The 14,936-nt window shown below is 47.8% G+C and carries 17 protein-coding genes; 7 read left to right on the top strand and 10 right to left on the bottom strand.

Going from position 1 to position 14,936, the window contains the following annotated elements:
• The first annotated feature begins 18 nt into the window (after positions 1–18).
• From AC3FZD_RS07060 to AC3FZD_RS07050, 3 genes are all read left to right on the top strand, one after another.
• Positions 19–735, top strand: coding sequence for a peptidylprolyl isomerase (locus tag AC3FZD_RS07060; protein ID WP_488739449.1), 717 nt, complete (start codon positions 19–21; stop codon positions 733–735).
• A 76-nt stretch (positions 736–811) separates the two neighbouring features.
• Positions 812–2,422 (top strand): flavin monoamine oxidase family protein, encoded by a 1,611-nt coding sequence (locus tag AC3FZD_RS07055; RefSeq protein ID WP_488739448.1) that lies wholly within the window; start codon positions 812–814, stop codon positions 2,420–2,422.
• 22 nt (positions 2,423–2,444) lie between these two features.
• The gene (locus AC3FZD_RS07050; RefSeq protein WP_488739447.1) at positions 2,445–3,605 is read left to right on the top strand and encodes a beta-ketoacyl-ACP synthase; all 1,161 of its coding nucleotides are present in this window, start codon (positions 2,445–2,447) and stop codon (positions 3,603–3,605) included.
• Between the two features lie 61 nt (positions 3,606–3,666).
• Here the strand turns inward: AC3FZD_RS07050 and AC3FZD_RS07045 are convergent, their stop codons facing one another.
• Genes AC3FZD_RS07045 through folD form a run of 3 tightly spaced genes read right to left on the bottom strand, consistent with a single transcriptional unit; the run spans position 3,667 to position 5,973 of the window.
• Entirely contained in the window at positions 3,667–4,125 is a 459-nt protein-coding gene (locus AC3FZD_RS07045) for a divergent PAP2 family protein (RefSeq protein WP_488739446.1), read from the bottom strand.
• A 9-nt stretch (positions 4,126–4,134) separates the two neighbouring features.
• Positions 4,135–5,061 carry a geranylgeranyl diphosphate synthase CrtE gene (gene crtE, locus AC3FZD_RS07040; protein ID WP_488739445.1) on the bottom strand — a complete coding sequence of 309 codons (927 nt, stop codon included), beginning with the start codon at positions 5,059–5,061 and terminating at the stop codon, positions 4,135–4,137.
• Between the two features lie 36 nt (positions 5,062–5,097).
• Positions 5,098–5,973: a bifunctional methylenetetrahydrofolate dehydrogenase/methenyltetrahydrofolate cyclohydrolase FolD gene (gene folD, locus AC3FZD_RS07035; protein ID WP_488740288.1), complete on the bottom strand. Its 876-nt coding sequence runs from the start codon at positions 5,971–5,973 to the stop codon at positions 5,098–5,100.
• Between the two features lie 193 nt (positions 5,974–6,166).
• Between folD and AC3FZD_RS07030 the strand changes: the two genes are divergently transcribed.
• Positions 6,167–6,514, top strand: coding sequence for a hypothetical protein (locus AC3FZD_RS07030; RefSeq protein ID WP_488739444.1), 348 nt, complete (start codon positions 6,167–6,169; stop codon positions 6,512–6,514).
• Positions 6,515–6,917: 403 nt separating this feature from the next.
• Positions 6,918–7,352: an NUDIX hydrolase gene (locus tag AC3FZD_RS07025; protein ID WP_488739443.1), complete on the top strand. Its 435-nt coding sequence runs from the start codon at positions 6,918–6,920 to the stop codon at positions 7,350–7,352.
• Here AC3FZD_RS07025 and AC3FZD_RS07020 read toward each other — a convergent pair.
• The 3 genes from AC3FZD_RS07020 to AC3FZD_RS07010 form a co-directional block, all read right to left on the bottom strand.
• Positions 7,333–7,986: a hypothetical protein gene (locus tag AC3FZD_RS07020; protein ID WP_488739442.1), complete on the bottom strand. Its 654-nt coding sequence runs from the start codon at positions 7,984–7,986 to the stop codon at positions 7,333–7,335. The two genes, AC3FZD_RS07025 and AC3FZD_RS07020, sit on opposite strands and share 20 nt — an antisense overlap.
• A gap of 109 nt (positions 7,987–8,095) precedes the next feature.
• Entirely contained in the window at positions 8,096–8,425 is a 330-nt protein-coding gene (locus AC3FZD_RS07015; protein WP_488739441.1) for an MgPME-cyclase complex family protein, read from the bottom strand.
• A 102-nt stretch (positions 8,426–8,527) separates the two neighbouring features.
• Entirely contained in the window at positions 8,528–9,253 is a 726-nt protein-coding gene (locus AC3FZD_RS07010; RefSeq protein WP_488739440.1) for a pyridoxine 5'-phosphate synthase, read from the bottom strand.
• A 129-nt stretch (positions 9,254–9,382) separates the two neighbouring features.
• Here AC3FZD_RS07010 and AC3FZD_RS07005 point away from each other — a divergent pair, with 129 nt between their 5' ends.
• Positions 9,383–10,660 carry a polysaccharide pyruvyl transferase family protein gene (locus tag AC3FZD_RS07005; RefSeq protein ID WP_488739439.1) on the top strand — a complete coding sequence of 426 codons (1,278 nt, stop codon included), beginning with the start codon at positions 9,383–9,385 and terminating at the stop codon, positions 10,658–10,660.
• Positions 10,661–10,690: 30 nt separating this feature from the next.
• A complete protein-coding gene (locus AC3FZD_RS07000) occupies positions 10,691–11,752 on the top strand; it encodes a glycosyltransferase family protein (protein ID WP_488739438.1) in 1,062 nt (353 codons plus the stop codon).
• 41 nt (positions 11,753–11,793) lie between these two features.
• Here AC3FZD_RS07000 and AC3FZD_RS06995 read toward each other — a convergent pair whose 3' ends face one another.
• From AC3FZD_RS06995 to AC3FZD_RS06980, 4 genes are all read right to left on the bottom strand, one after another.
• Entirely contained in the window at positions 11,794–12,372 is a 579-nt protein-coding gene (locus AC3FZD_RS06995) for a DUF3318 domain-containing protein (RefSeq protein WP_488739437.1), read from the bottom strand.
• Positions 12,372–13,229: a hypothetical protein gene (locus tag AC3FZD_RS06990; RefSeq protein ID WP_488739436.1), complete on the bottom strand. Its 858-nt coding sequence runs from the start codon at positions 13,227–13,229 to the stop codon at positions 12,372–12,374. The genes AC3FZD_RS06995 and AC3FZD_RS06990 overlap by 1 nt, the downstream gene beginning before the upstream one ends.
• 268 nt (positions 13,230–13,497) lie before the next feature.
• Positions 13,498–14,262 carry an MBL fold metallo-hydrolase gene (locus tag AC3FZD_RS06985; protein ID WP_488739435.1) on the bottom strand — a complete coding sequence of 255 codons (765 nt, stop codon included), beginning with the start codon at positions 14,260–14,262 and terminating at the stop codon, positions 13,498–13,500.
• Positions 14,263–14,337: 75 nt separating this feature from the next.
• The gene (locus tag AC3FZD_RS06980; RefSeq protein ID WP_488739434.1) at positions 14,338–14,931 is read right to left on the bottom strand and encodes an anthranilate synthase component II; all 594 of its coding nucleotides are present in this window, start codon (positions 14,929–14,931) and stop codon (positions 14,338–14,340) included.
• Between the last annotated feature and the right edge of the window lie 5 nt (positions 14,932–14,936).

Below are 14,936 nucleotides of genomic sequence, written 5' to 3'. Positions count from 1 at the left end.
AGAAATTAAGTCAATCCTATGCAACTTAGACCAAAATATTGGGTCATCGCGTTGATGCTTTTGGGTGCATTGGCGATCGCCGGATGTACTCAAACTCCATCTTCTCCTGAATCAGATGCCTCACCCCAAGCCACCCCTTCTCCCTTAGCCAGCCCCGATCCGAATCGCCCCTTTAACGGCCTGCCCACTTTAGAGGGTGAAGCCATGGTGGTGATGACCGTGAAAGGCTCACCGATTACTATTCGTGTGGATGGCACAAAAGCGCCGGTAACCGCCGGAAATTTTGTTGACTTAGTTGAGCGCAAGTTTTATGATGGCTTGACGTTTCATCGGGTCGTCCGTGAGCCTCAGCCTTTCGTGGTGCAAGGGGGCGATCCCCTAGGCAACGGAACCGGTGGATTTGTCGATCCAGCGACAGGAGAGGAGCGACAAATTCCCCTAGAAATTACCCCACAAGGAGAAAACCAACCCATTTATAGTCAGACCTTGACTCAAATGAACCAGACTCCGGAACTTGGGCATACCCGTGGAGCAGTGGCCATGGCCCGATCGCAATTTCCCGATTCTGCCTCTTCCCAGTTTTATTTTACTTTGGCGGATCTGTCTTTCCTAGATGGCAATTACGCCGTATTCGGCTATGTCACCGAAGGTATGGAAATAGTCGATCAGATTCAACAGGGCGATAAAATTGAGTCAGCTAAAGTTACCGCAGGACTGGAAAACTTAAAGCGCTAGGGAGAGGGCATGGGGAATAGGCCAGGAGCCAGCCCCATCCCCCCATCCCTCCATCCCCCGTTCCCCCTCTCCCCATATGGTACGCACTCCCTTATTTGGTCTATTTTCCCGCGCTTTGCGTTTGGCAGCCCAATCTAATCGACGTGGAATTCCTGTTGATGAATGGTCAGAACAGCAACACTATCGGAAAACTTTAGGTCTAAAGCGACGCTCATTCTTGAAAATCGCTGGAGGATTAGGCACAGGAATGCTATTAGGGGCTGGGTGTCAATCCCCCTATGCTACCCTGGGGTCACAAGAGGGAACTGCCCCCAAAATCGCGATCGTGGGAGCAGGAATTGCCGGTCTTAATGCTGCCTACATCCTGAAAAAAGCGGGCTATCGCGCCACGATTTACGAAGCCTCCGATCGCGTGGGTGGCAGAATGTATACCGTTAAAGATGCGGTAGGACAAGGGATGTGGACTAACCTGGGCGCGGAGTATATCAATAGCGACCATGAGGATATGCTGGCCCTGGCCCAAGAGTTCCAGATCCCTTTACTCGATCGCTTTGTCCCAGAAGAATTAGCCCTGAAAGAACTGTATTATTTTGAAGGGCAAACGATCTCAGAAGCGCAACTGTCGGAAGGACTTCTCTTAGTTGCGGAACGCATTGCTGTTGATGCCGATCGCCTGGAAGAAGATTGGGATAATGTGAGTGTTGAATTAGATGCTCTCTCCGTTGCCCAATATAGCGATCGTCTGGGACTATCGGGATGGTTGCGAAAATTCATCGAAGCGATCATGCTTTCGGAAATGGGACTCGAACCCGATGAAGTAACCGCACTTAGTCTGATTGGGCAAATTCCTGATGCAGAGGCTCAAGAGAGTGAGGAAGCAACTGGAGGCTCTGATGAACGATACTTAGTGCAAAATGGCACGCAAGCGATTACTGATGCTTTGGCGAAGGCAGTAGAGGATCAAATTGAGACCGGAATGGGCCTTGAAGCCATTCGGCAGCAAGGCGATCGCTTCCAACTCACTTTTAACACCACAGAGGTAGATGCAGATATCGTTATCCTTGCCATTCCCTTTAGCATTCTTCGTTCTGTTGAGATAGAATTATCCTTACCAAAAACCTTGCGCCGATTTATCAACGAAGTGGGTTATGGCAATAATGTTAAAGTCACGGTGGGTTATCACCAACCGGTTTGGCGAGAACAAGGATTCAGTGGTAGTGGATTAACCAATCTGCCTTTGCAAACCTTTTTTGAAACCTCCCAACTCCAGCAGTCAAAACTGGGATCGCTTACCTATTATTTGGGAGGAGATAGGGGTTTCAATAGCCAGAGCTATAGCGCTGAGGAGAATGCTCGACTCTATACCGAAATGCTCGATCCTTTGATTCCCAATCTACTGAAAGCCTACAATGGCCAAGCGACTTGCCTGCACTGGCCAACCCATGATTATGCGTTGGGCAGCTATGCTTGTTTTAAGCCAGGACAATATACAGGCTTTATTCAAAATCATGTTTATGTAGAAGGAAAAGACAAGCAAAATGTTCATCACGGGCGATTGATTTTTGCCGGAGAACATACGAGCGACGAATATCAAGGTTTTATGAATGGTGCGGCACAGTCGGGACGTTTAGCCGCGAAAACAGTTTTGAAGCAGTTGGGAGTTGCCGCATCTTCAAGCCATGTTTAATTCTTAAGTTTTAATCGATCTTATGACAGCCGTTGTGGTGACTGGATTGGGCTTAGTTTCAGCACTGGGATCGCGGGATAATGTTGGCAATTGCTGGCGCGATCGCACTTGGGGCAAGCTTCTTAACCAGGAATCGGCGATCGCTATGGCACAACCCTTCCCTGAACTCGAACCTCGTCCATTAGCTTTAATAGGCGATCGCCCGGCCAATTTGCGGGATTTGACTCGTCAGTTAGTTCTCGATACCTTAAAAGATGCTGGTATTGCTGCTCCTCTAAAGGATCTGGGGATTGCGATCGGATCGAGTCGCAGCGCTCAAGGCAGTTGGGAGGCGATCGCCCATCGGTTTTTTATGGATGAGGAAGGATTGCCCAATTTATGCGATTGTCTAGACTATTTACCCGATTTACCGGCACGAATAGCTGCCCAACTTACGGGTACTCAAGCCATTGTTCAAGCTCCTATGAATGCTTGTAATACGGGCATGTGGGCGATCGCCCAAGGCTATGATCTGATTCGCACCGGTCAGGTGTCACAGGTTTTAGCGGGCGCAGTGGAATCCCCCATCACCCCCTTAACCCTTGCGGGATTTACGCAAATGGGAGCCTTAGCAAAAACTGGGTGTTATCCCTTTGACCGCCATCGCGAAGGGTTAGTTTTAGGAGAAGGGGGCGCATTTTTACTCCTAGAGTCCCTAGAATCAGCCCAGCAGCGTCAAGCCTCGATCTATGGTCAAATCCTCGGAGCCGCCTTTACCTGTGATGCCTACCATGTGAGCGCCCCCAAACCCGATCGCACCAGTGCCGCGATCGCCATTAAAACTTGTTTGCAGCGATCGCAGTTAACCCCAAGTTCCATTGACTACATCCATGCCCACGGAACCAGCACCCCCTTAAATGATGCGGCCGAAAGTCATCTCATCGAGCATCTCTTTCCCCCAACCGTTGCTGTCAGTTCGACCAAAGGTGCAACCGGCCATACCCTAGGTGCTTCTGGAGCATTAGGGATTGCCCTGTCCCTAATGGCAATGAAGCATCAAATATTGCCCCCCTCTGTGGGCTTAAAAGAGCCAGAGTTTAATCTCCAATTTGTCCGTTCTGCTCGTTCTCAATGTATTCAACACTGTCTTTGTCTGGGTTTTGCCTTTGGCGGCAACAATGGGGCGATGGTTCTTGGGAATTAAAAAGGAGATCAAATCCAGTTAAACCGATCGCCAGCTTTTCCCCAACTCATCCAATCCTTAATTAAAAAGCATAACGACAAGCTAACCAAGCAATGAATACCCCAAGGAGTAAGCCCATAATCACTTGAAATGGGGTATGACCAAGTAATTCCTTAAGACGGTCTTCATTAAATTCTGGATTTTCCTGGAATAATTCATCAATAATTTGATTAAGGATACGAGCTTGTTTACCAGCAGCTTGGCGAACGCCTGCGGCATCATACATGACAATGATGGCAAAAATGGTGGCGATCGCAAATTCGGGACTTGACCAGCCACTGGTCATCCCAATCCCAGTGGCTAGGGCGGAAACCAGGGCAGAATGGGAGCTGGGCATTCCTCCTGTAGTCACTAAAGCGCGAATATTGAGCTTTTGATTTTTAATCAAATCAACGACTAATTTAATCGCCTGGGCACTCAAACAAGCAATCAAAGCGACAATTAATATCCGGTTTCCCAGAATTTCATTCACAACCTGCATACCTTTTCTCTAGTAACTTCGAGCGGTAATAAAATCGGCAATTGCCAATAGGGGTTTCGCCGCTTCCCCATACCCCTCTAACTGAGCTTTAGCTTGTTCAATTAAGGTCATACTTTCTTGTTTCGATTTCTCAATCCCCCAGAGACTGGGATAGGTCACTTTTTGCGCTTGGGCATCTTTACCACTGGTTTTGCCCAGTTCCTCAGAGGTGGCGGTAATATCGAGGATATCATCAACAATCTGAAACGCCAGGCCGATATTCTTGGCATATTGACTCAGACGCTCTAATAAATCTGAGGATGCCCCTGCTAACATGGCCCCGGAAACCACAGAAGCTTCAAGTAATGCACCGGTTTTGTGGGTATGGATATAGTTTAAGGTCGAGATATCCACATCTGATTTCCCTTCAGATTCGAGATCCACCACTTGTCCGCCAACTAACCCGGCTGCACCAACGGCAGTGGTGACTTGGATAATCACCTGTAAAAGGCGATCGCTCGGCACTCCTTGGGTTTGCCGGGCAATATGTTCAAAGGCATAGGTTAATAGCCCATCCCCGGCTAAAATAGCGATGTCGTCACCATAAACTTTGTGGTTGGTGGGTTTACCCCGACGATAGTCATCATTGTCCATGGCGGGTAAATCATCATGGATCAAAGACATGGTATGGAGCATTTCTAGAGCGCAAGCTGTGGGCATCGCCATCTCTATTGTGCCCCCAGATAGCTCACAACTGGCGAGACAGAGAATGGGGCGCAGACGTTTACCCCCGGCTAAGAGGGAGTAGCGCATGGACTCATAGAGGGTTTCTGGATAGAGGAGGGGAACGGCTTGCTCTAGGGCGGCTTCTACTTGGCGCTTGCGATCGCCTAAATAGGAGTTTAAATCAAAGGCGATCGCCGATTGAGGGGATTGCATGTCGTTTGTTCGTAACATTCTGAATGGGATTTAAATCAGGTTAGATCTTTTAATTTACGCGATCTTTTGGCGGTAACTCCATACTGTATTTTGCAATAATATGGCCACGGTCATCGGCCCGATCCCACCGGGAACAGGTGTAATGGCGCTACAGATAGGTTTGACGGTGGTCATATCCACATCCCCAACTAATTGGCCCTTGCCCTGACTATCAATAATGCGATTAATTCCTACATCAATGACTACCGCACCCGGTTTCACCCATTCGGAGGTAATCATCTGGGGTCGCCCTACCGCAGAAACTAGGATATCAGCAGAGCGGGTAATTTCCGATAAGTTTTGCGATCGCGAATGGGCAATGGTGACGGTAGCATTGGCTTCGAGTAACATTAAGGCCATGGGTTTACCGACTAAAATACTGCGTCCCACCACCACGGCATTTTTGCCAGAGATCTCAATGTTATATTGTTTCAGCAGAGTCATAACTCCTGCGGGGGTGCAACTGCGAAGTCCCATTTCCGAGCGCACCAATTTTCCTAAATTAGTCGCGTGCAGTCCATCCACATCTTTGCGAGGATCGATGTGATGTAAAAGAGCCACTGCATCTAAATGATTGGGTAGGGGCAGTTGGACTAAAATTCCATCCACACGCTCATCTTGGTTGAGTGCGGCAATGGTGTCTTCGAGTTCTGCTTGCTCGGTGGAAGCGGAAAAGATGCGACCGAAGGAAGTAATGCCAATGCGATCGCAGGCTTTTTGTTTATTTCTTACATATACCGCACTAGCGGGGTCATCGCCCACCAGGAGTACAGCCAACCCCGGAGGACGGCCCATTTGGGGTTGTAAGGATTCAATTTCTGCTTTTAAGCCAGCTTTGATGGCGTTAGCCGTTGCTTTACCATCAAGAATTTGTGGGGTGTCGTTTGCCATGCCAGGAATAAATAGCGCTATGCGCTGGTAACGGGTAATCAGTAATGGGTAATTCATCATTAATCCCTTTCTTGAATTACCACTTCTTTCTGCTCCTGGCAACTTTCGCTAGAATCGAGGCGTAATTTTGAGTCGATCTGAAGATGCTCTCATGCACAAGGGAAGGGTTAGGAGGTGGAAATTGATTAGCCTGATGTTAATAGTCAGTTTGTGGGGATGTAATCTAGAGTCTCCTTCACCAGTTAAGTTCAGTTTACCCTCCGATCCGATTACTCCCATTCAGAATCTGTCCCCCACCGCTTCTGAGATGGTTTATGTTCAAGGTGAGGTGGTTAAGCTCATTCCCTTGCTCAATACCTATGCCTATCAGTTACAAGATGATACGGGAGTGGTTGTGGTGCTTGCACCGGCAGAATCTGAGAGTCCGGCGATCGGCGATTCAGTGAAAGTACGGGGAGAATTGCGTTATCAAAGTATTCCCATTCAAGGTCAGGAGTTAGGGGAGCTATATGTGGTGGAGGTCGAAAGAGAGTTCAATTAAAAATTAATACAAAATCGAGTGATATCAAGTCCGGTTTCCGCAAGCGGACATGAAAATTTGTTAAGAAGCGGGCAAGATGCCCGCACTCCTCGAATTCGTTGATATGACTGGAGTGGGAGCATCTTGCTCCCTGGATTTTTAATTAGGGTATTCCCCCATTTCCCCATTCCCCATTCCCCCATTTCCCCATTCCCCCATTCCCCCATTTCCCCATTCCCCCATTCCCCCATTCCCCCATTCCCCCATTCCCCCATTCCCCCATTCCCCCATTTCCCCATTCCCCCATTCCCCCATTCCCCCATTCCCCCATTCCCCCATTCCCCCATTCCCCCATTCCCCCATTTCCCCATCCCCCCATTCCCCCACGTAAACTTAGATAGAACATGACAATTGGGGGTTTATCATGGATGGGCAACTGACCCAGGTAGCTTTAGCGGTTCTGTATTGTGAAAATCGTTATCTGATGCAACTGCGCGATCGCATCCCAAACATATTATACCCAGGATTTTGGGGTTTGTTTGGCGGGCATTTAGAGCCGGATGAGTCCCCAGACCAAGGTATCCGACGGGAGTTACTCGAAGAGATTGGCTATTGTCCGCCCCAATTGCATAAGTTCGGCTGTGATAGCGATCCGGGAATTGTGCGCCATATTTATCATGGCCCCTTAACCGTATCCCTAGAAGAGTTAATTCTGGGTGAAGGATCGGACATGGGGTTAATTACCCCAGAGCAGGTACAAGCAGGAGCAGCTTTTTCAGTTAAAGCCAATGAGGTGCGACCCTTGGGAACGCCCCACCAGCGCATTGTCCTTAGTGTAATTAACGCCGGTTTGGGGTAAGCTGTTGTACTGTCCGAGCGTCTACTAGAATGGCTGAAAAACCGCGATCGCTTAAGGATTTTAAGGTAGCAGTCGCTTCTTCTTGACTTTCACTCTGGAGCGCCAGTAAATAGGGATTACCCTGGAATCTTACCCATGGGATAGCTGTTCTTAACAGCATTTGGAGTTGCATCGGGGTATCCGGTTGATTATTGGCATCGACTAAGACTGCAAACCCTGAACCGAGGGAGGGTAATGTATCACTATTAGAACCCCTATTGACAGGTGGGGGAGCGATCATTTGACCTGGAGCTGGGGTAATGATCACAACTTGTAAACCCGTATTTTCATAGATATATTGGCTCCAACGCTCACTTACTTGAGCGTTAGCTAGGTTGCGAATTTGGGTGACAATTTCGTTATTGTACTGGCAAATTTGGGCGGTTTGATTGGAGGGTAAGAGATAATTCAGAAGTTGTTGACTTGAGGGGTCAGGAGTCCGCACGAAAAGCATATATTCCCCTGGGTTGGGGGGAGAACAGGGGAAGCGGTTGGTTTGACCCCATACTGGAGGAGAACAGAGCAAAAAAGTGGATAATCCGGCGATCGCCCTCAAGAATTGAGTCAGACTAGAGAAGTTAGGGTGAAAAGGCATAAGAGTAGAATGGGTTTCTTGAATAGTGCCACTGTGCCATCCTTCCCTATTTCTCTCTTTGCCTATCGCCTAACCCGTTTAGTCTGAACAGGTTATCCGTCTTCTGGACTTAAGACGAGGCAACGAGGGAAGCTAAGGGGTCAGGAATAGTGGCTGATGGGGCTTGAAATTCACCCGTCAGCACATATTCTAAGCGAAGTTTGAGCCAGGTGATAAGTTGGGGGTCTGTAGAAATAATTGCGGCTGCGGGTTGGGGACATTTGTCTTTTGCTGCTTTAAGTTCTGGCGCTTCCAGAAAGGCAGGTTGGGGAACTAACCAAAAGTCGATTTCTTTTTCTCTTTCTTGGTAGTTACGAGTTCTTTCCCGTAAAACTTCTTCGAGGGGTTCCTCTTCCATGAGGAATTTTTTGCTGGCGAGGACGTAGTGATAAGTGGTCATAGGGTTTGGTTTAGGTTAGTACAGAGAGTTATTTTACCGGTAAATGGTTATTGTCGGCAAAAGGCCATAAGCTATCCTCCCCATTGCCCCATTCCCCGGTTCTTAGGGTGTTGTTCCCAGAATGGCGTGTTTCATCTCCCGCACAGCTCGTTCTAGACCGACTAGGGCAGCCCGACTAATAATGGTATGGCCGATGTTCAGCTCTTCCATGCCGGGAATACAAGCAACGGGGTAAACGTTCCAGTAGGTGAGACCATGACCCGCATTAACTCGTAAGCCAAGGGTACGCGCTTGTTCGCACCCTTGGGTGAGGAGGTGTAGTTGGTCTCGTCGTTCGTTTTCTTGCTGTGCTTCGGCGTAGGTTCCGGTATGGAGTTCGATAAATTTGGCTTTGATGTCTGCTGAGGCTTGGATTTGGTCAGGGTTGGGGTCAATAAACAGGCTGACGGGAATACCGGCATTTTGCAAGGTTTGTACGACCCTAGCCAGGCGATCGCCCCCAGCTATAATGTCTAAACCCCCTTCTGTGGTCACTTCCTCTCGACGTTCTGGAACCAGCGTGATATAGTCGGGTTGGATCTCTAAGGCGATCGCCACCATTTCCTCCGTAGCCGCCATTTCCAAGTTCAGATGGGTTCGCACCGTCTGGCGCAACAATCGCACATCTCGGTCTTGAATATGGCGACGGTCTTCCCGCAGATGCACCGTAATCCCATCTGCTCCACCCAGTTCAGCTAACACAGCAGCCGCTACCGGATCGGGTTCTACCGTTTTCCGAGCCTGGCGAATCGTGGCAATATGGTCAATATTTACACCTAATGTGGGCAATTATCTACCTCCTAATTGTCTCATCATTATCCATAGGGTTGATTATACTCTAAATGGAGAGCGTTAAGCCTGCTTGAAGGCAGAATCACAATATCTATTGAAATTTTCCTTGAGATTAATTCCTATTTCATGAAACAATTTGCTCTTAACTTTCTGCCCTCTATCTCTTCCATCTTGGTTAGAATCTATGCTTTAATATTGCGTTTATTTCGACGGGTAGGATGGATTAAAATCAAGCCATCGTCTGCATTGCTGCTCCCCCCTTCAGCCCCTGGAAGTGTAGGTGATGAAGCTATGGTTGTGGCAGCAGTCGATCATCTTAAATTCCAAGGAATCGATACAATTGAATTGGTTTCTTATAATATAAAAATGGAGTATCCCGTTTCTGGAATTGAATCGTTTGATATGCGTGATTACTTTATTTATACTTCCTGGTTTAAATTTTTGCGAAAAGCCATTCAGTTCGGATATTTTGTCAGTCAATTTGAAAAATTTTACTTTTTGGGGGCTGATTTAATGGATGGCTATTACTCCAATTATGTAACATTCAAAAGAGTGAAGCTAGTGGAAATGGCAGCCCGCATTGGAGTTAAAAGCACAATCCTAGGATTTAGCTTCAACAAACAACCGACAAAAATAGCTATTGAAAGTATAAAAAATTTACCTGCTACGGTACAACTATGCACCCGCGATCCCATTTCTCAGGAGCGATTGGAAAAAAGCATTGATCGTTCCGTACAATTAGTTGCTGATGTTGCTTTTCTGCTTCAGCCCGCTCAAGAGTCGGATAAAGTCTTAAGTGTTGATGAATGGATTGATAAACAAAAGAAAGAAGATAGATTTGTAATTGGAATAAATTGTAATAACCAGCTTGTAGAAAAGATCAAAAATCAAACTGCACAAACATTAGTTAAAGCCTATATAGATCGGTTGTCATCTTTATTCAATGCTCGCCAAAATTTGAGTTTTTTACTAATTCCTCATGATTTCAGAAGTATTAAGGGAAACTCTAGTGATGATACTTTAGCCCAATTAATTCTGGAGGGGTTACCGGCTGAAATGCAATCCTACTGTACAAAGATTCCGAGTCCTTGTCGTGCAGCAGAAATTAAAGCAATGGTGGCTAAAGTCGATCTGGTAGTTAGTGGTAGAATGCATCTTGCAATTGCTACATTAGGACAAGCAGTGCCCGTATTTTGTATTACCTATCAAGGGAAGTTTGAGGGATTATTCCAGCATTTTTCTCTAAAAGATATGACCTTTGAACCAACAGATCTATTAGACTCCGATCCTTCAGTTTTTGTGAATTATTTAGTATCATCAATAGAAAATAGAGAAGCACTGCATCAGCAAATCCAAGAGAAATTGCCTAAAGTCAAAGAGTTGGCTAAGAGTAACTTTATGTAGTATCAACCATCAGCTAAGGTCTAATTGAAAATGATACAATTGATGCATAATGGTCTAAAAGATCTGCTTTTACTGGGAGATTATGCCCCAGGACGGAAGATTGGGTTTGTTTCTCTGGAAACCGCTTTACCCCAGGGGTTCAAGAAGTTTACCCAATCGATGAATTATCAGGTGGGACTCCAGTTGCGTCGGGAGTATCGCCATGTTGCTATGGGGACTCGCGCTCTGCGATTTCCGAAAGAGGTGAATACGATCTTTGTTTTTGAACTCTATAATCAACATCTGTCGATTTTGCTTCCTTTGCTCGCACTGCAAGCTCTACAGGGGAAAGAGGTGTTCATGAGTTTGCATGGGAATCAGCAGTTTGCGATGTCGAGTGGGATCAAAAATCTGGGGTTGATGTATCTGAGGACTTATCTAAAACTGTTTAAAAATCTGAAGGTGGTGACGCTGGAGGTGGATGATCGGGTGATTCCGGAAAGGTATCGATTGCCTCCAGAGTCGATGTTTGTGATTCCTCATCCGATTATTAGTGAGGTGGAACCGAAGCTGAAACCAGGGGAGAGGTTACCGGCAGATCGACGGGTTAAGATTGGGGTGGTGGGGATGATTCGTCCGGATAAACCGATCGCCAAACTCATCAAACAGCTTACCACCTATACGGCCACCCATCCCGACTGCGAACTGGTGATTGGCACACCCTTAAGCAAGACACCGAAAGAGTTGGAGCATGGAGAAGCAACCCTGCGGGATACGACGAAAGAGGAAGATTATCTCAAGGTGTTGCAGGAAATCGATATCCTGGTGATTCATTACGATCGCGATCGCTACTACTATCGCACCAGTGGCGTAATTAGCGATGCGGGTTCCTGCGGATGCTATATCATTGCCTCTAATTATCCCGCGATCGCGCATCAAGTCAAGTGGCCAACTCTTATCGGTGAAACGTTTGACGACTTTGGGCAAATCCCAGAATTGATCGATCAGGCGATTCTCCATTTGCGCGAGCAGGGGCAAGATAACCACTGGATATGGCGAAAACAACGCAATGCAGAGGCGATCGCCAAAATCCTCTTTCCCGGAGCCATCTAACCCTCCTCACGATCGAGATCGCTGCTATAGAACAGGGGTTCCTATTGATTTAACATCACCCGCAAATTCTGACAACGCAGTAACTCCACTACAGATAAACTCCTATTTCCTTCAATTCCAGCCACATGCTCGATCGCCTTTAACAAATGTTCCGTTGCTTCTTCTTGAGTATAACCCCGCCGACTCGCTACCCGAACGGCTGCCCGATCTGCTTCAATCAGAGCATCACTTTGACGGTTTTTACGTCTGATTTGCATCACCGCTATAGCCGTCAGTCCTCCACCTGCAATAATTCCCAAAGCATCCCCTTGGAGCATCTCAACCGTTGTTCCCAGCAAACCCAAGGCAATTAATCCTTGATAGAGATTGGGTTGAAACCATTCCACCTGACAAACCCAACAAACTGCCTGTAGCACCACTAAATCTTGCTCAGGCAGGGGTAATTGGCGTAAAAGGTCAAAATTGATATAAACCGGCCGTGATCGCTTCCAGGGCAAGGGAAAGGGAGCATGAATCACTTGGGGTTGTTCGGGTTTGCGGATCAATTGTACGAACATGCGCCCAGAAGCGGGCATCAGTTCTATCAACCGAGGCAGTTCTGGGTCGCGATCGCGATACATTATTGAGAGGTAACCTCCAAACCATTCACCAAAGTAGAAAGCAGACTGGGCACTTGATCCGCGCCCCCTTCCGTCGCTGCAATTAATACCAAAAATACATCCTGTTCCGGTTGAGTAGAAATCAGAGTCCCACTCATCGGTTGGCTATTACGTCCTTGGGTTAAGGTTCCTGTCCAAGGCACTTGAACCACTCCTTCATCGAGGGCAATGTAACTTTGGGCCATCAATCCTTCTCCCCGTTGCAATTCCTCAAGGGCAATCTGGGCCAAAATCCCATTAGTCAGCCGTTGCTTAGTAATCCGGGGTAGGCGCAAAACCGTATAAGCCACTTGGCCATCTGGGGATTCAAACAGGGGAGATTTCCCCGTGGAACCCACCTTATAGCCTTGAACAATTGCCACTTGATAAAACCCATTAGGATCTTGATAAACACCACCCACCTCTAACGGGGGTGCAGTTGGCGCTTCAATAGCTGGAGTTTCCTCTGGAGCGGGAGGAGAGGGAGGGGGAGGTAAGGGAGAGGGAGAAGCTTGGGGGGTAGGAGCTTGGGGGGTGGGAGCTTGGGGAGGGGAGGGGAGAGCCGGTGAACTTTCCGGGGAGGGAATAGAGGGAGGTTCAGGAGTGGCTCCTGGACTCGGAGCGGGGGAACTTTCCGGAGAAGGGGGAGGTTCAGGTAGGGCTTCTGGACTCGGAGAAGGCAAAGGGGCCGGAGGACTAGGAACTTGGGCTATGGCAGGTTGCTCTAGGGCAGCTTGTCCGCTAGACCCAGACCCGTGAGGGCTACCTAGGATTAATCCTAGGGCAGTTACAACCATTAAACCAAGGAGCCAAAGTCGATGGGGTTTGGGTTTGAGCATGGGACGAGGGATGTAAATGGGTATGCTTTTTTGTTCAAGTCCCCTAGGGGAGTTCAAAGTTCGGGGTAATTTAGAAAACAACAGTGAACTTTTCCAAGTCCAATCCAGAAAAGTTGTCATCTCATACTACCATGATGGGATTAAAAACCCTAGAGATAAAAGTTATCTTTCCGGCTTTTATGGAGCAACTTTAGGGGCAAAATAGGAGAGCCATTTCTGAAGGAAAAGCCCACTTTAAGAGGTAGCCGGATCGGGTCAAAACCATCGCCTAGAATGACAGCACCTTAATTTGCGAGCCTTCACTGGGCAGACTATTGGCTTGCAGGGTCAGGAGATCGCCCGTTATTCTCTGAATTGGAGTGCCATTCATCAAGGCCAAAAAGTCATCAACGCTCTGCAAATCACAGGTTTGAGGATCGGAGTGTTGGGTTTGGTAATGGGTAGGAATCACCATTTTAGGGTTGAGCATATCGAGGGCAGTTTTGGCCTCTTCCGGGTTGTAGGCTTTCGGCCCTCCTCCCACCGGAATCAACACCACATCTGGCCGACCGATGAGAATTTTCTGCTCTACGGTAATGGGAGAAGCCATCCCCCCTAGGTGCAAAATTTTAATCCCGGCCTGTTTCCATACCCAAGCCACATTACTGGGAAAGCGACTACCGGGCCGTTTTTCCAGGCGCTCGGCCGCCATTCCCCGCACCTGCAAGCCATCATCGAGTTGATAATCTCCGGGTTCAAACAGGAGTCGGGGTTGGCCGGGTAGGTTTTCTACATAGCCTTCATCCAACAATTGGGAACTGATTAACACGAGATCCGCTTCTACATTGGGGGCGGGGTATTTAGCGGTACAACCAATGGGGCGAAAGGGGTTGACCAAAATCTGATGACCGCCCCCCATAAACCGGAAGCAGGTATGGCCGAGGCTCTGTATGGTGAGTCCACTGGGGGTAGCGGCTCTTGAAGAATAAGCAGAACTGGCGATAGTCGCGATCGCCATTGCTCCTGTCATGCTGATAAAGTTGCGCCGTTTCATGGGTAATTAATTCTCTCTCATCCACTATTGATTATCTATGGTGCGGTTTATCTATGTATGGTGCAGTTTCGCGCTTCAAGAAGAGAGTGATCGCAGAAAGTTCCGCAATAGGTCTTTACCTTTAGTGGTGAGAATACTTTCGGGATGGAACTGAACCCCTTGAATGTGGGGATATTGACGATGACGAACGCCCATGATCGTACCATCTTCAACCCAAGCGGTAATTTCTAGATCTTCTGGGCAACTGCTACGGTCAATCACCAAGCTATGATAGCGGGTGGCATTTAAGGGATTTTCTAGACCGGCAAAAATCCCCACTCCACTATGGTGAATGGGTGAGGTTTTACCATGCATGAGGACAGGAGCCGAGACAATTTTACCGCCAAACACTTGACCGATGCCTTGGTGACCCAGACAAACCCCCAAAATGGGCACTTTTGTCCCTAATTTGGCGATCGCCTCTAGGGATACCCCCGAATCTTCCGGTCGTCCCGGCCCTGGAGAAATCACGATCGCATCCGGTTTAAGCGCTTGAATTTCTTTCAGAGAGATGCGATCGTTTCGATACACCTTAATCTCTTTCGCTTGGGGAAACTCTTGCCCTAATTCAGCCAAATATTGAACTAAATTGTAAGTAAAACTATCGTAGTTATCGATAACAATGATCATGGGAG

Source organism: Roseofilum sp. KMC-1 (assembly GCF_057802075.1).
The sequence above is the reverse complement of the archived record's forward strand: the minus strand, read 5'-3'. Positions and strand labels throughout refer to the sequence as shown.

Coding starts and splice junctions, on each gene's coding strand:
- AC3FZD_RS07060 (WP_488739449.1), top strand. CDS start 19: ATGCAACTTAGACCAAAATATTGGGTCATCGCGTTGATGCTTTTGGGT.
- AC3FZD_RS07055 (WP_488739448.1), top strand. CDS start 812: ATGGTACGCACTCCCTTATTTGGTCTATTTTCCCGCGCTTTGCGTTTG.
- AC3FZD_RS07050 (WP_488739447.1), top strand. CDS start 2,445: ATGACAGCCGTTGTGGTGACTGGATTGGGCTTAGTTTCAGCACTGGGA.
- AC3FZD_RS07045 (WP_488739446.1), bottom strand. CDS start 4,125: ATGCAGGTTGTGAATGAAATTCTGGGAAACCGGATATTAATTGTCGCT.
- crtE (WP_488739445.1), bottom strand. CDS start 5,061: ATGTTACGAACAAACGACATGCAATCCCCTCAATCGGCGATCGCCTTT.
- folD (WP_488740288.1), bottom strand. CDS start 5,973: ATGGCAAACGACACCCCACAAATTCTTGATGGTAAAGCAACGGCTAAC.
- AC3FZD_RS07030 (WP_488739444.1), top strand. CDS start 6,167: ATGTTAATAGTCAGTTTGTGGGGATGTAATCTAGAGTCTCCTTCACCA.
- AC3FZD_RS07025 (WP_488739443.1), top strand. CDS start 6,918: ATGGATGGGCAACTGACCCAGGTAGCTTTAGCGGTTCTGTATTGTGAA.
- AC3FZD_RS07020 (WP_488739442.1), bottom strand. CDS start 7,986: ATGCCTTTTCACCCTAACTTCTCTAGTCTGACTCAATTCTTGAGGGCG.
- AC3FZD_RS07015 (WP_488739441.1), bottom strand. CDS start 8,425: ATGACCACTTATCACTACGTCCTCGCCAGCAAAAAATTCCTCATGGAA.
- AC3FZD_RS07005 (WP_488739439.1), top strand. CDS start 9,383: ATGAAACAATTTGCTCTTAACTTTCTGCCCTCTATCTCTTCCATCTTG.
- AC3FZD_RS07000 (WP_488739438.1), top strand. CDS start 10,691: ATGATACAATTGATGCATAATGGTCTAAAAGATCTGCTTTTACTGGGA.
- AC3FZD_RS06995 (WP_488739437.1), bottom strand. CDS start 12,372: ATGTATCGCGATCGCGACCCAGAACTGCCTCGGTTGATAGAACTGATG.
- AC3FZD_RS06990 (WP_488739436.1), bottom strand. CDS start 13,229: ATGCTCAAACCCAAACCCCATCGACTTTGGCTCCTTGGTTTAATGGTT.
- AC3FZD_RS06985 (WP_488739435.1), bottom strand. CDS start 14,262: ATGAAACGGCGCAACTTTATCAGCATGACAGGAGCAATGGCGATCGCG.
- AC3FZD_RS06980 (WP_488739434.1), bottom strand. CDS start 14,931: ATGATCATTGTTATCGATAACTACGATAGTTTTACTTACAATTTAGTT.